Consider the following 13897-nt stretch of genomic DNA (forward strand, 5'->3'; position numbering starts at 1 on the left):
CGGCTCTAACCTAAACTCTTTAAAAACAAGTATACCAACGGAGCGGCTATTAACAATCCGTCAAATCGATCAAGTAAGCCGCCATGACCGGGTAATACATTTCCAGAGTCTTTAACTCCCACATTTCTTTTAAGTAAGGATTCGACAAGGTCTCCCATCGTTCCAAAAACTCCAATAATCACGGCCATAAGTATCCAGATCCATGAGGGAAAAATGCCAAAATAGGTTGACAGGATAAACCCGGCTATAATAGCCAATAAAACCCCGCCAACGAACCCTTCCCACGTTTTATTTGGGGAAATTCGCACGAAGAGTTTATGCTTTCCCAGGCTTTTCCCCGCCAGATATGCTCCGGTATCGTTGGTCCATAACAAGATCAAAAATCCAAGAGGGATGAAAGCATTATACGTATCCCCGAAGAAGCCCAAACTCATAAAGAAAATAAAAGGAATAACGGCATACAGCAGGCCGAAAAGTGAATAGGCTAAATCCTGAATCGGGGATGCGGTTTTTCGAAAAAGAGCCATGATGTAACACAACAAAATGCCGATAATACCGAAGGGTAGAATGGTATCTGGAAGTAGATCCAAAAGCACCAAACTCGTTAAGCCTAAACCAACAGCCGCAACTCCGGTAGCTAGGTATAGAAAGGGTTTGGTGTTTTCCGATTGCACCATACGATAAAATTCGTAAACAGCACATGCTGCAATAAGGGAGAAAAGGAGGACAAATGTATATGGACCGAGTAACACCGCTACGATTAAAACAGCGATAAAAAGCAAGCCGGTTATTGCTCTAGTTTTCATTTATTTCTGTGTTTGTTCCCGTCCCATTTTCTTGGATTAACATCTGAGCGGATAAAAAGTCTTTTTCATGTACAAAAAGGTCTATCCTTCCAAACATAAAGGAGGAATCTTGCTTGTTTAGCAGGACCGCCGGAATACCATTTTCTTCTAAAGTTTGTTTATCTATTTCGCCGCGAAGCGCATCTGTGTAAGTCTGTACTCTAATCCACCCTTTTTCCATATAACTTAATTCTCGTGATGTATCGGTAAAATATGAAAGCAATAATGCCACTGAAAACTAAGCTACCAAGATACACAATTAATGAATAAGAATCACTTTTCATCAGCTCTGCATAACTTTTACCTTGTGTAGCATAGTAAAAAGCCCATATAACAACCATGCTGTTGTTAACAAAATGGGCTACAACGGCTGTCCAAATATTCTTCGTCCATACGACCATATAACCAAAGAATACTCCTAAAAGCAACCGTGGAAAAAAACCATAAAACTGTATATGTATAGCACTGAAAATAAAAGCAATAACCCATACCGCTACATACTCATTTTTGAAAATTCGCGTTCCAATTTGCTGTAATGCCCCTCTAAAGAATAACTCTTCCCCGATTCCAGGTAAGATCCCGACGACTACAATATTCAAGAACAACCTGTTCCAAGCTGTAGTCATCACGATGTGTTCCGTCCATAAAGCCATCTCATCTTCTTTGGAGCGCATCCACTGTTCGAGCTGCTGCGCTATTTCGGGAAGTTTCATCTGCATATTCCATTCGGCTACAAGAGACATACAGGGAGCAAAAATAAATAGGAACAACAGTCCGAGGAAATACGGCTTCCAATCAGTTAGGTTTTGATTTGGAAATATCGTATTTTGCTTGTTGATAAGTTGATAAATATACGCGGGCACTAGAAATGCACCTGCGGAACTTATTCCTAGTTGGAGATATACATAATAGGTTTTTAACGTATGATCTCCGGAAATCTCCGGCAAAAATCCCTTACCTTCCGAAAGCGTCAGTGCTATTACACTAAAGAATAAGGAAACGATAAAAAGACATACAAAGGTAATTAAAAGCAATGACAGCAGGTCAGCCCAAGGGCTCCTTTTCGAGGTGTCGGACATCTTCATAATTTAAAAATAGAAGAATATTTTAACAAAATAGCCCCGCGATACGCTCGCGGGGCTATTTTTTTTATTTATTAGACAGACTAGGCATTTTCTTCATCGAAAACGATTCCTTCGTCTACAATGATTCTTCCACAATGTTCGCAAATAATAATTTTCTTACGTTGACGAATTTCAGATTGCAACTGTGGTGGAATCTTATTATAACATCCCGAACAGCTGTCGCGCTCGATAGAAACAACAGATAAACCATTCCTAAAAGTCCCACGAAGCTTGTTATATACCTTCAAGAGGCGATCTTCTATATTCTTTTCTGCTTTTTCTGCCTTTTCCAACAAAGCATCTTCCTCTTTCTGCGTCTCGCCGGTGATCGTCTCGAGTTCCTGCTTTTTTAACTCTAACTCATCCTTACTATATCCCAAGCTTTGTTGTGTGCTTTCATAAAGCTCGGTTTTGTTTTTTATATCGAACTCTGCTTCACGAATACGTTTTTCACAAACCTGAATTTCTAACCCTTGAATTTCTATTTCTTTCGAAATAGCGTCGTATTCACGATTATTTTTTACTTCGTTCAGCTGTCCTTCGTACTTTTTGATCGCCGCTTGTGCGTCCTTGATCATATTTCTACGATTTACGATGGAATCTTCCAAATCATCTAAATCAGTTCTGATTTTTTCAATTCGGGTATCAAGACCCGCGATCTCATCTTCCAAGTCGGCAACCTCGATAGGCAACTCACCCCGCACCTGGCGAATTTTATCTACTTTCGTATGGATGGACTGCAGCGTCCATAACGCTTTTAGCTTTTGTTCTACGGATTGTTCCATTATCAAACGTAATATTTAATAGGATTTGTCTCTATTCCTGTCAATAGGACAGCAAAGTTAGCAAATTTTTTCTGAATTATTTCCAATAATAATTCCTGTGTAAATTGTTCACTTTCAAAATGTCCAATGTCTGCTATGACGATTTCCCCTTCCGCATCGAAGAACTCATGATATTTATAATCGGCTGAAATGAAGATATCAGCACCTGAGCGCTTTGCATCATTTAAAAGAAAACCTCCCGCGCCACCACACACAGCTACTCTAGAAATTGGCTTATTCAGTAATTTTGTATGCCTAATGACTTCCACATTCAATCGGTCTTTTAGATAAGTCAAAAATTCGGCTTCTTCCATAGGCTGAGGTAAATTACCGATAGCACCTGCTCCTACGGTATGCAGCGTGTTTTCAAGTACAAAAATATCATGCGCTACTTCTTCGTAGGGGTGAGCTGCGTACATGGAGACCAGAATGGCGCGCTCTAATCTTTCTGGATAAATTACCTCTATTTTGGTTTCCTCCACACGTTCTTGCTGATTCAAATTTCCAATAGTCGGGTTCGCGCCAGCCAAAGGGCGAAATGTTCCATATCCGGAAGTATTATAACTACATTCATCATAGTCACCAATAGCGCCCGCTCCCGCGTCGAATAATGCGGTCCGCACGAATTCAACATGTGTACGTGGTACAAAGACGGCAAGTTTTTTGAGTAAATTCCGCTTAGGCCGCAGGATAGCAAAGGATTCAAGTCCTAATTTTTCCGCTATTTTTCCGCTTACCCCAGGAAGAACATTATCTAGATTGGTGTGTATCGCATACAGTGCGATACGATGCTGTATGGCCTTAATGATAACTCGTTCAACGTAATTCTTTCCGTTTAATTTTTTCAATCCTGTAAATACAATGGGATGGTGAGCAATAATAATATCACAACCCTTTGCAATGGCTTCGTCCACAACTTCCTCGGTACAGTCCAACGCTATTAATGCTTGCTGTATTTCGTCTTCTGGATTCCCGACGAGTAACCCCGAATTATCATACGATTCTTGATAAGCCAAGGGGGCTACTTGTTCTAAATATTGTACGAGTTCCTTAATTTTCATGCGATTTATACCTCCGTTTCCTTATTGCTATTGGCTACAAAATCTTCTCCGTAATGCTCTATATGCATACGTAGCAGCACTTTATATTCATTGACTTTGATCCAATAAGTGATAAAATATACTAAATGTAGAATGCCAATAATCACCAATACGAATAGTGGTAGCGGAATATTGCTTAATAAAAAGGTCCAAGCAAAAATAATTCCCCATTTATATGTGGGATTTTCTTCTACTTCGATTTTCCGATCAAAAAATTCATTATTAAGCGAATCGGATAAACGCCTAGCAATCTCGAAGTTCCAATAGATATTAAAAATAGGTACCGCCACAAACCAAGCTTGACTGGGTAGTATACATTGATTATCTTTTTTAACCAATTTCAACGTCCGATAAAGCGTTAACGCAAAAAATATCCATATTATAATCCGAATGATACCGCCGATAAGCACATACATCGCCATATCATCCGTTATATTCTCGGGCAGCATATCCATCATATAAAAGCAAGTTTAATTTTGTACATACATTAAAAATATTGTGGGCTTTTTATGAAGCTCCGGTTTTCTTTTCTTCCATTCTGAAACAGATAAAGTGTGGACTTGTTCATCGGCAGCGGTCAAGTTACAAGCGACACATATTTGCGTTTTTTCTTTACAATTCTTCAGCAAATCGTCCATTAAACTATTATTACGGAATGGGGTCTCAATAAATATTTGGGTTTGTTGCTCTTTCTGAGATTGAAATTCCATGTCCTTAATCTTTTTCGTTCGCTCGCTTTTATCAATAGGAATATATCCATGAAATGCAAACTTTTGTCCACTAAAACCCGAAGCCATTAAAGCTAATAAAATCGAACTGGGTCCAACTAAAGGAATGACTTTTATTCCTCGCCGACGTGCCTCCGCGACGACATCTGCCCCCGGATCGGCGACGCCCGGACAGCCCGCCTCTGACATCAAGCCTATATCTTTTCCTTCTTTCACCGAACTAAAAATAAGATTAAAATCTATTGTCTCGCGAGAATGTTTTCCATAATCGTGCATTTTTAAATCTCGCTGCGCAATGGTCAGACCGGCTTGTTTTAGAAAGCGACGGGCAGTTTTTTCGTTCTCAACGATATATTCGTCAATCTGGTTAATCAATTCTCGATGAAATAGCGTGTACGAATACTTCTCCGCATTTTCAGCTAAGGGTACTGGAATAAGGTATAATGTTCCTAAAGACATAGTTCAAAACTACTAAATACAACGGACGAATCCGTAAAAGAATGTTAAAAACACAGCATACTTATAAATCGCCATAAATACGAGATAAAAATAAATTTGACGTTTAAAAAGATAATTAATAATTTGCTCGCAATTACGGCGTTATCGATGGTAAGAGACATCGTTCGGTACCGATATACGCTAGAAAGCAGGAGATGATATGCATGCACAAATAACATCCGGTGTGAAAATTTCCGTAGATGTAGTCTACCAACCCGAATATTCCAATCCGGCAAAGATGCACTTTATGTTTTCCTATCAAATCACTATAGAAAACCAAAGTGATGCAACCATACAACTTATTAATCGCCATTGGGATATTTTTGATAGTATCGGTGAAATAAAACAGGTAGAAGGTGAAGGCGTTATCGGAGAACAGCCGGTATTAATTCCAGGTGCTTTATATCAATATGTTTCTGGGTGTAATCTGAAAAGCGAAATAGGATATATGGAGGGTTATTATGAGATGATTAAAGAAATAGATGGCAGTATATTTCACGCTGAAATTCCTAGATTTAATCTTATCGCTTCTTTCAAACTAAACTAGGTATTCCATACTTTTGTAAATTATCGTCCTTATCCACGATAGTTACTCATTTACAGCATTATTTCTTTATTTTTGTACCTGAAATTTATCTGATCTGAAATAGGGTTGGGTGTAGCAGGAAAAATAAGTTAGAACACATATATATATTATATGTGTTAAGTAATTCATAATCAATATATTAAGTGAGTATTATTGCAACAGAGCAAGTTAGTCATTCGTTCCATGACAAATGGTTATTTACGAATCTGCACTTCGCCCTAAATAAAGGAGATAGGATAGCTTTAGTCGGCATAAACGGAACCGGTAAATCCACGTTGTTAAAAATTCTTGCAGAGCAGATCGTCCCCACGACAGGTAAAGTGGTTAAAGAAAGGGGTATCAAAGTTGGTTTTCTTTCTCAAGAACCAAGTTTTAAGGGGCTAGAAACTGTGAACGACTTCATTTATAGTTCAGATAACCAACAACAGCAATTAATAAAAGCGTACGAAACATTATTGAATAGTGATGAAATTGATCATCACAAGTTAGCCCAACTCACAGACCAACTATCGGCAATGGAGGCTTGGGAATATGAACACAACATTAAGACCATTTTAAATCGACTACAGATTTCAGATTTTACACAATCTATTGATAGTCTATCAGGAGGCCAGAAGAAACGTCTTTCACTTGCAAAATTACTTATCGATGAGCCCGATGTGTATATCCTTGATGAACCTACGAACCATTTGGATATAGAAACAATCGAATGGTTGGAAAAATTATTGGTAACCGGAAATAAAACGGTTCTGCTTGTGACCCACGATAGATACTTTCTCGATAATGTATGTACGGAAATCAGAGAATTAGATAAAGGGCAACTGCATTCCTATAAAGGGAACTACACCTACTTTTTAGAGAAAAAATCTGAACGAGAAGCTATCGACGCCGTTGCAGTTGAAAAAGCACAAAATTTATTGCGTCGTGAGCTAGAATGGATGCGACGTCAACCCCAAGCGCGCGGGACGAAGTCGAAAGCCCGTATTGAAGCTTTTTATGACCTCGAAAAAAAGTCTAAAAGCGGAACAAAAACCGAAAATGTTAAACTTTCGGTTAAAATGAGCAGACAGGGATCTAAAATATTGGAACTCGAAAATATTTCTAAATCATTTCAGGAAAAGACCGTTATAGACAGGTTTTCTTATACTTTTAAAAAGGGGGACCGAATTGGGTTGGCAGGAAAAAATGGGAGTGGAAAATCAACCTTCTTAAATATAATCAGCCTAGGTATTGTTCCTGATAGTGGAAATGTCGCGGTAGGTGAAACGACGAAATTCGGTTATTATAAACAAGAAGGGCTGACATTTAACCCATCAGATCGGGTTTTAGATATTGTAAAAAATGTAGCCGATTTCATCGAAATGGCAAATGGTGACGTCATTACCGCATCTCAATTATTAACTTTATTTTTATTCCCTCCAGAGAAGCAACATACATTTGTAGAAAAATTAAGTGGAGGAGAAAAGAAACGATTGCAGTTAATGCGTGTATTGATGTCAAACCCTAATTTTCTGATTTTAGACGAACCTTCTAATGATCTGGACATCGACACCTTAAATGTTTTAGAGGATTTTTTAGAAAACTATGGAGGGGTGTTGGTATTAGTTTCTCATGATCGTTATCTTATAGACAAATTAACCGATCAACTTTTTATTTTTGAGCAAGGGGGAAACTTAACAATACATAACGGTAATTATGCAGACTATCGATCGGAAGTTGAGGAGCTCAGTCGTATCGAAAAAGCAAAATCTCCATTACCGCTTCTTAAAGACTCTGCTTCTAAAACCGAGAAGAAAAAGCTATCGTACAAAGAACAACGTGAATATGAAACGTTAGAAAAAGAAATTGTAGAAATAGAAACTTTAATCAGACAACAAACCGAAATATTAAATACAATTAACGATCACGAGCAACTGACGGCTATAGCTTCTGATATTGAAAAATTACAAAAAGACTTGGACCAAAAATCGGAACGTTGGTTAGTCTTAGCAGAATATATATAATTTCTGTTTCACGTGAAACATTTCTCTATTTAGGTTTTTCACGTGAAACGTTAACAATTAAAGAATGTTTAATAAATATAATGTAATCGTCGTAGGAGCAGGTCATGCAGGATGTGAAGCTGCTGCTGCTGCTGCAAATCTAGGTTCATCCGTTTTACTAATAACGATGAATATGGGCGTCATAGCCCAAATGAGTTGTAATCCAGCAATAGGGGGAGTTGCAAAAGGACAAATAGTGAGAGAGATTGATGCAATGGGTGGATATACGGGTATCATCGCAGATAAATCTACTTTACAATTTAGAATGCTCAATTTATCTAAGGGCCCCGCAATGTGGAGTCCGCGCTCTCAAAATGATCGTATGCGATTTGCAGAAGAGTGGCGCCTCACACTCGAATCCTTACCTAATGTTGATATGTGGCAAGATACGGTCAAGGAAGTAATCGTCGAACATGGTAGCGCAAAAGGAGTGGTAACTTCACTCGGATTACGTATAGAAGCTGACGCGGTAATCCTAACCAATGGTACTTTTCTAAACGGCATCATTCATATTGGCGAAAAGAAAATAGGAGGAGGGCGCACTGGTGAAAAGTCAGCTACGGGTCTTACCGAACAACTGATCAGCTTGGGTTTCGAATCGGGAAGGATGAAAACGGGCACACCTCCTCGTGTTGACGGAAGATCATTGAATTATACGTTGATGGAAGAACAATGGGGGGATAACAAAGCCGGCCGGTTTTCCTTTACCGATGTAGCTATCCCAAAAGAACAACGTTGCTGCTGGATTACTTACACAAACGATAAAGTGCACGAAGTTCTAAAAACAGGATTCGAAAAATCGCCTATGTTTACAGGCCGAATTAAAGGTTTAGGCCCCCGTTATTGCCCCTCAATAGAAGATAAAATCAATCGATTCGCAGAACGCGATCGACATCAAATTTTCGTAGAGCCGGAAGGTTTTCAAACCGTAGAGATCTACGTAAACGGATTTTCGACTTCTCTTCCGGAAGATGTTCAATTAAAGGCTTTGCGTTTAATTCCGGGATTTGAAAGGGCAAAAATGTACAGACCAGGGTATGCAATAGAATATGATTACTTTCCACCCATGCAACTAGATTTGACCTTAGAAACATTGAAGATTAAACGTCTGTTTTTCGCCGGACAAATTAACGGGACCACCGGCTATGAAGAAGCCGGTGCACAAGGGTTCGTGGCCGGCGTCAATGCTCACCAGCAAATTAACGATCTCCATGAACTGATATTGAAACGATCGGAATCATATATAGGCGTATTGATCGATGATCTCGTCACGAAAGGTACAGAAGAACCTTATCGTATGTTTACCTCCAGAGCAGAACATCGACTTCTTCTCAGACAGGATAATGCAGATATACGTCTTACACCGATCGCTCACAAACTAGGTTTAGTATCCGACGAACGACTGGAAAAAGTCAATAAAAAAATAGCGGATTCCGATTATCTTGTAAACTATATGAAACAACATAGTATAGCTCCAGAGGAAATGAATCCTGTTTTAGAAGCAGTGGGTTCTAGTCCTCTAAATCAAAAATCTAGAATGTTCAATGTCTTAAGCCGACCTCAAATTAATATTTCACATCTAGCTAAGGCGAGCGACAAATTTAATAACTTACTCCAGGAGCACGATGAAGAAACGATAGAACAAACGGAAATAAAAGTCAAATATGATAGCTATTTTGCTAAAGAAATGGAAATAGTGGAGAAGATGAAGAAAATGGAAGATAAAGAAATAAATCCCGATTTTGATTATCGCCAACTAGTGTCTCTTTCCATTGAAGCACGAGAGAAGTTATTAAAGGTAAAACCGCGCACGCTAGGTCAAGCATCGAGGATATCCGGCGTATCTCCATCGGATATCAGCGTATTAATGGTACATATGAGTTAACTTATTGTAAATCAATATTTTAATTAAAAAAATAACAAAACATTAATTAAAGCCACACAAGCAATAATTTTAATATTTATGAGTTGGACCTTCAAAACGAAAGAAAATCGCTCTAACAGCGTTAAAACACTAAATATACGACCATTCGTATTTTTTAGTATTTTCCTTTTGTTATCCTTTAGCTTAATGCGGTGTGCCAATATGCAACGACCTACCGGCGGTCCTAAGGATTCTATTCCACCCCAACTTCTCGCGGAATCCGTACCTAATTTTAGTACAAATTTTACGGAGAAGAGAATTATGCTTCGTTTTGATGAATTCATTAAATTAAACAATCAATATAAAGAATTCAGTATAAGCCCAGATGTGGAAGACATTGTAGATTATCGTGTACGAAAAAAAGACTTGATCATTACATTGCCCGATTCATTAGAAGAGAATACTACTTATACCATCAATTTTGGGAAAGGCCTGGTCGACTATAATGAAAGTAATCCTTTTATTGATTACAACTATGTTTTTTCTACAGGAGACGAATTAGACTCTCTTTCTATCACAGGTTCTGTTAGGAACGGATTCACGAAAGAATTTGATCAAAAGAAAGATGAGAATATCAAAATTCTACTTATCCCAACTGCACAAGATTCTATATTTGGAAAAAGAAAAGCTAATATATTTGCTAATGTAGACACCTCTGGAAATTTTAAATTTAATAACTTAAGAGAAAACACCTACCGAATCTATGCATTAAAGGAACAAAACAATGACCGGATTTTTAACGGAAACGACGAATGGATTGGCTTTTTGAAAGATAGCATCCAATTAAATAAAGACACCTCAAACATACAGCTTGAGATCACCAAAGCTTATCCAAAAGACTTTCGCACATTGGAAAAAAAATTCGAGCCTACAGGCCATATCTTGTTGACATTTACTAAACCAATCGAGCAACCAACAATAAATATTCTATTTCCTTTGGAAGTAAACGATACTAAAATAGAGCGATACAGTTTCCATAAGGACTCCGTTAAAATCTATCTACCAAGTACCGAACTCGATTCAATAAAGCTAGAATTACGTGATGCTGACACAATACTGGATACCATTCTCATCCGAACGAATAAAAATGCAAAATTCGACCGCGAAGTAAAACCCATATTGAATATTTCAAACAAAGTAGATCGTGTACGTCATATAATTTTAACCAGTGAAAGTCCTTTACAAAATGTAGATAAGTCTAAAATATTTATCTATGAAGACTCTGTATCTCGAAGAAATTTTCAACTACAACAAGACTCTACAAACAAAAACCTTTATCACATCCGATACAATTGGCGTCCTAAAAAAGATTATGAATTAGTTATCGAAGAAGGGGCTATGCAAACATTTTTTGATGATGTGAATATAGAAACGAAAACAAGATTTACACTAGACGAAGCCGAAAATTATGGAAATATCCATTTTACAGTAAATGGACTCGATTCTACCATGAACTATATTGTCGAACTTATTGATGAATCTAAAGAAAAGATATTCGACAGGCGAAAGCTTGAAGCTATCAACCCGAAAATAAATTATACCAACTATCCTGGCGGTAAATATTCTTTACGAATCATTTTCGATGAAAATAAAAATGGACGATGGGATCCGGCCGACGTATATGCAAAAAAACAAGCAGAAAATATCTGGTATCTGAACAAAACCTTTACTATTCGAGCGAACTGGGATCAGAACGAAGTCATTAATGTAAAATGACATCCAACGAAAGTTTACGTATTAAACCATGAGCTATATAAAACATAATTATGCGGCAATTGCTGTAGCATGCCCACCTGTTCATCTGTAAGAGGCTTTATTTTTTTTGCTGGAATACCTGCATACAAGTATCCAGATTCACATCTAGTGTTTTCCAAAACAACAGCCCCCGCGGCTATAATCACGTTAGATTCCACAACCGCTCTGTCCATAACAATAGCGCCCATACCAATAAGGACATGATCCTGCACAACACATCCATGGACGATTGCGTTATGCCCAACATTCACGAAATTTCCAATATCCGTTCCATTTTTCTCGTAGGTACAATGTATTACAACGCCATCCTGAATATTGGTATAATTTCCGATCCGTATATAATTCACGTCACCTCTGATGACCGCGTTAAACCAAATTGAACAACTTTCACCTATCGATACATTTCCAACGATAGTAGCATTATCCGCTACGAATACAGATGTGTCGATCTGCGGATAGTTTTCTCTTACAGGTAAAATAATCGGCATAATGTTATAATACGGTATCGCTTAATACTTTGGATTTGAAAGAAAAATCAGTAGTATAGTGTAACCCTCTACTTTCTTTGCGTTGCATCGCGGACTTTACAATTAAATAAGAAACTTGTATTACATTCCGCAGTTCACACAATTTAACAGACAACTTTGTATTCTTATAAAAATCTTCGGTTTCCTCATATAAAAATCCTAGTCTTCTGATCGCTCGGTCTAAACGAAAATCTGATCGGACGATCCCTACATAATCACTCATCAACTTTTGCACTTCACGTAAATTATGTGTGACTAAAATTTCCTCATTCATTAATTGCACTTTTGATTCGTCCCAATCAGGAATATCAATAGCGTACGATAACGTATCGAGTACTGAAGAAGCATGCTCAAAAATTCTATGTGCATATACTACCGCCTCCAACAATGAATTCGAAGCTAAACGATTTGCACCGTGAAGCCCCGTGGAGGAACACTCGCCACAAGCATATAAATTTTTGATGGATGTCCTACCCACTTCATCGACTTTAATCCCACCACATAAATAATGCGCTGCTGGAGTAACCGGGATATAATCCGTAGTCATATCCAATCCCACCGACAGACACTTCTCATAAATATTCGGAAAATGTGCGATAATATCCGCTTTTGCACGATGGGTAATATCTAGATATACAAAGTCAATCCCTGACTTCTTCATCTCATTATCGATCGCTCTAGCCACTATATCACGCGGCGCTAAAGAAGCACGCTCATCATATTCCTCCATAAAAGACTCTCCCGTAACACGTCTTAACACTCCACCAAAACCACGGACTGCTTCCGAAATAAGAAATGAGGGAGATTCCTTCGGGTTATATAAAGAAGTTGGGTGAAATTGAATAAACTCCATGTTTCTAACTTTTCCTTTTGCTCTATATACCATCGCAATACCATCACCCGTAGCGATTGTAGGATTAGTGGTACTCGCATATACATGACCTGCTCCACCCGAGGCCATTAAGGTAACCTTACTAAGAAAAGTCTCAATGGTGTTATTACGCGTATTCAAGGCATAGATACCAAAACACTGTATGTCCGCAGTACTTCTATCCACATGGATACCCTGATGATGCTGAGTGATTAAATCCACAGCGAAATAATGCGTTAATATTTCGATATTAGGGTGCTGATGCACCTTTTCCAATAACGCTCGCTCTATCTCATACCCCGTGATATCTTTATAATGTAGAATCCGATGATTGGAATGACCACCTTCACGCGCTAGATCATAATGTTCCTCATCGACTTTATCGAAATTCGTTCCGTAATCGATAAGCTCTTTAATTCTCTCCGGGGCTTCCCTAACAACGTTTTCCACAATATCTAGCTGACATAAACCGTCACCAGCTACCTGTGTATCAGCTATATGCTTTTCGAAACTATCCGACTTATCCACAACAGCCGCAACACCGCCTTGCGCGTATTTGGTATTCGATTCATCTTCATTGGACTTTGTCACTATTAATACTTTACCTAATTCCGCTGCTTTAAGTGCGAAACTCAAACCAGCAATTCCTGAACCTACTACCAAAAAATCAACGTGTCTATGTATCATAAATGTGTATCAAGCTAAATACCGCTCATCTTTATAAAGAACAAATTAACAAAATATGTGGAAAAGCTGTATAAAAAGCGTTAACTAAAAATGAAAACTTTAATACTATCCACAATTAACCTCGTCTGTTCATAAATTCGGGGGATAAGTTAAGTAAAAATGAAGCTAATATTAACAAATTATAAACAACAAACATTCAACAAAAAATTATGGAAAAAGAATCGCTATAAAAATCACCTATTTGAAAATCAAGTACTAATATTCTACTAAATGTGGACAACCTGTGGAAAACACAACAAAAAACATTTTTCCAAATAAATTTAAGCCCTTTTATCCCCATTCTCCACACGCTAATAAATAATAAGATTCTTTCTTTAAAAAAATAT

General features: G+C 37.9%; 13 protein-coding genes. 4 read left to right on the top strand and 9 right to left on the bottom strand.

Going from position 1 to position 13897, the window contains the following annotated elements:
• Nucleotides 1-5: 5 nt before the first annotated feature.
• The 7 genes from LKO28_RS09990 to LKO28_RS10020 all read right to left on the bottom strand — a co-directional run bounded on the left by LKO28_RS09990 (nucleotide 6) and on the right by LKO28_RS10020 (nucleotide 5080).
• Nucleotides 6-806 carry a phosphatidate cytidylyltransferase gene (locus LKO28_RS09990; RefSeq protein WP_227694661.1) on the bottom strand — a complete coding sequence of 267 codons (801 nt, stop codon included), beginning with the start codon at nucleotides 804-806 and terminating at the stop codon, nucleotides 6-8.
• Complete coding sequence (locus LKO28_RS09995) at nucleotides 796-1026, bottom strand: putative signal transducing protein (protein ID WP_227694662.1); 231 nt, start codon at nucleotides 1024-1026, stop codon at nucleotides 796-798. Before LKO28_RS09995 ends, LKO28_RS09990 begins: the two co-directional genes overlap by 11 nt.
• The gene (locus LKO28_RS10000; RefSeq protein ID WP_227694663.1) at nucleotides 1007-1930 is read right to left on the bottom strand and encodes a CPBP family intramembrane glutamic endopeptidase; all 924 of its coding nucleotides are present in this window, start codon (nucleotides 1928-1930) and stop codon (nucleotides 1007-1009) included. Before LKO28_RS10000 ends, LKO28_RS09995 begins: the two co-directional genes overlap by 20 nt.
• Nucleotides 1931-2010: 80 nt before the next feature.
• Nucleotides 2011-2754, bottom strand: a complete 744-nt coding sequence (locus LKO28_RS10005; RefSeq protein WP_227694664.1) for a zinc ribbon domain-containing protein — start codon at nucleotides 2752-2754, stop codon at nucleotides 2011-2013.
• Nucleotides 2755-2756: 2 nt separating this feature from the next.
• Nucleotides 2757-3854 (bottom strand): Nif3-like dinuclear metal center hexameric protein, encoded by a 1098-nt coding sequence (locus tag LKO28_RS10010; protein WP_227694665.1) that lies wholly within the window; start codon nucleotides 3852-3854, stop codon nucleotides 2757-2759.
• Nucleotides 3855-3859: 5 nt separating this feature from the next.
• Entirely contained in the window at nucleotides 3860-4351 is a 492-nt protein-coding gene (locus tag LKO28_RS10015) for a hypothetical protein (protein ID WP_227694666.1), read from the bottom strand.
• A 12-nt stretch (nucleotides 4352-4363) separates the two neighbouring features.
• A complete protein-coding gene (locus LKO28_RS10020; protein WP_227694667.1) occupies nucleotides 4364-5080 on the bottom strand; it encodes an SAM-dependent methyltransferase in 717 nt (238 codons plus the stop codon).
• A gap of 199 nt (nucleotides 5081-5279) precedes the next feature.
• On the opposite strand from LKO28_RS10020, the gene apaG reads away from it, so the two are divergent.
• From apaG to LKO28_RS10040, 4 genes are all read left to right on the top strand, one after another.
• The gene (gene apaG, locus LKO28_RS10025) at nucleotides 5280-5666 is read left to right on the top strand and encodes a Co2+/Mg2+ efflux protein ApaG (RefSeq protein WP_227694668.1); all 387 of its coding nucleotides are present in this window, start codon (nucleotides 5280-5282) and stop codon (nucleotides 5664-5666) included.
• Nucleotides 5667-5848: 182 nt separating this feature from the next.
• Complete coding sequence (locus LKO28_RS10030; RefSeq protein WP_227694669.1) at nucleotides 5849-7708, top strand: ABC-F family ATP-binding cassette domain-containing protein; 1860 nt, start codon at nucleotides 5849-5851, stop codon at nucleotides 7706-7708.
• 64 nt (nucleotides 7709-7772) lie between these two features.
• Nucleotides 7773-9632 (top strand): tRNA uridine-5-carboxymethylaminomethyl(34) synthesis enzyme MnmG, encoded by a 1860-nt coding sequence (gene mnmG / locus LKO28_RS10035; RefSeq protein WP_227694670.1) that lies wholly within the window; start codon nucleotides 7773-7775, stop codon nucleotides 9630-9632.
• A 201-nt stretch (nucleotides 9633-9833) separates the two neighbouring features.
• Nucleotides 9834-11387, top strand: coding sequence for an Ig-like domain-containing protein (locus LKO28_RS10040; RefSeq protein ID WP_227694671.1), 1554 nt, complete (start codon nucleotides 9834-9836; stop codon nucleotides 11385-11387).
• Nucleotides 11388-11401: 14 nt separating this feature from the next.
• Here LKO28_RS10040 and LKO28_RS10045 read toward each other — a convergent pair whose 3' ends face one another.
• The gene (locus LKO28_RS10045) at nucleotides 11402-11914 is read right to left on the bottom strand and encodes a gamma carbonic anhydrase family protein (protein ID WP_227694672.1); all 513 of its coding nucleotides are present in this window, start codon (nucleotides 11912-11914) and stop codon (nucleotides 11402-11404) included.
• Between the two features lie 4 nt (nucleotides 11915-11918).
• Complete coding sequence (gene nadB / locus LKO28_RS10050; protein WP_227694673.1) at nucleotides 11919-13511, bottom strand: L-aspartate oxidase; 1593 nt, start codon at nucleotides 13509-13511, stop codon at nucleotides 11919-11921.
• Between the last annotated feature and the right edge of the window lie 386 nt (nucleotides 13512-13897).

The sequence above is a fragment of the Sphingobacterium sp. FBM7-1 genome (assembly GCF_020687765.1).
GTDB lineage: Bacteria > Bacteroidota > Bacteroidia > Sphingobacteriales > Sphingobacteriaceae > Sphingobacterium.

Coding starts and splice junctions, on each gene's coding strand:
- LKO28_RS09990 (WP_227694661.1), bottom strand. CDS start 806: ATGAAAACTAGAGCAATAACCGGCTTGCTTTTTATCGCTGTTTTAATC.
- LKO28_RS09995 (WP_227694662.1), bottom strand. CDS start 1,026: ATGGAAAAAGGGTGGATTAGAGTACAGACTTACACAGATGCGCTTCGC.
- LKO28_RS10000 (WP_227694663.1), bottom strand. CDS start 1,930: ATGAAGATGTCCGACACCTCGAAAAGGAGCCCTTGGGCTGACCTGCTG.
- LKO28_RS10005 (WP_227694664.1), bottom strand. CDS start 2,754: ATGGAACAATCCGTAGAACAAAAGCTAAAAGCGTTATGGACGCTGCAG.
- LKO28_RS10010 (WP_227694665.1), bottom strand. CDS start 3,854: ATGAAAATTAAGGAACTCGTACAATATTTAGAACAAGTAGCCCCCTTG.
- LKO28_RS10015 (WP_227694666.1), bottom strand. CDS start 4,351: ATGATGGATATGCTGCCCGAGAATATAACGGATGATATGGCGATGTAT.
- LKO28_RS10020 (WP_227694667.1), bottom strand. CDS start 5,080: ATGTCTTTAGGAACATTATACCTTATTCCAGTACCCTTAGCTGAAAAT.
- apaG (WP_227694668.1), top strand. CDS start 5,280: ATGCATGCACAAATAACATCCGGTGTGAAAATTTCCGTAGATGTAGTC.
- mnmG (WP_227694670.1), top strand. CDS start 7,773: ATGTTTAATAAATATAATGTAATCGTCGTAGGAGCAGGTCATGCAGGA.
- LKO28_RS10040 (WP_227694671.1), top strand. CDS start 9,834: ATGCAACGACCTACCGGCGGTCCTAAGGATTCTATTCCACCCCAACTT.
- LKO28_RS10045 (WP_227694672.1), bottom strand. CDS start 11,914: ATGCCGATTATTTTACCTGTAAGAGAAAACTATCCGCAGATCGACACA.
- nadB (WP_227694673.1), bottom strand. CDS start 13,511: ATGATACATAGACACGTTGATTTTTTGGTAGTAGGTTCAGGAATTGCT.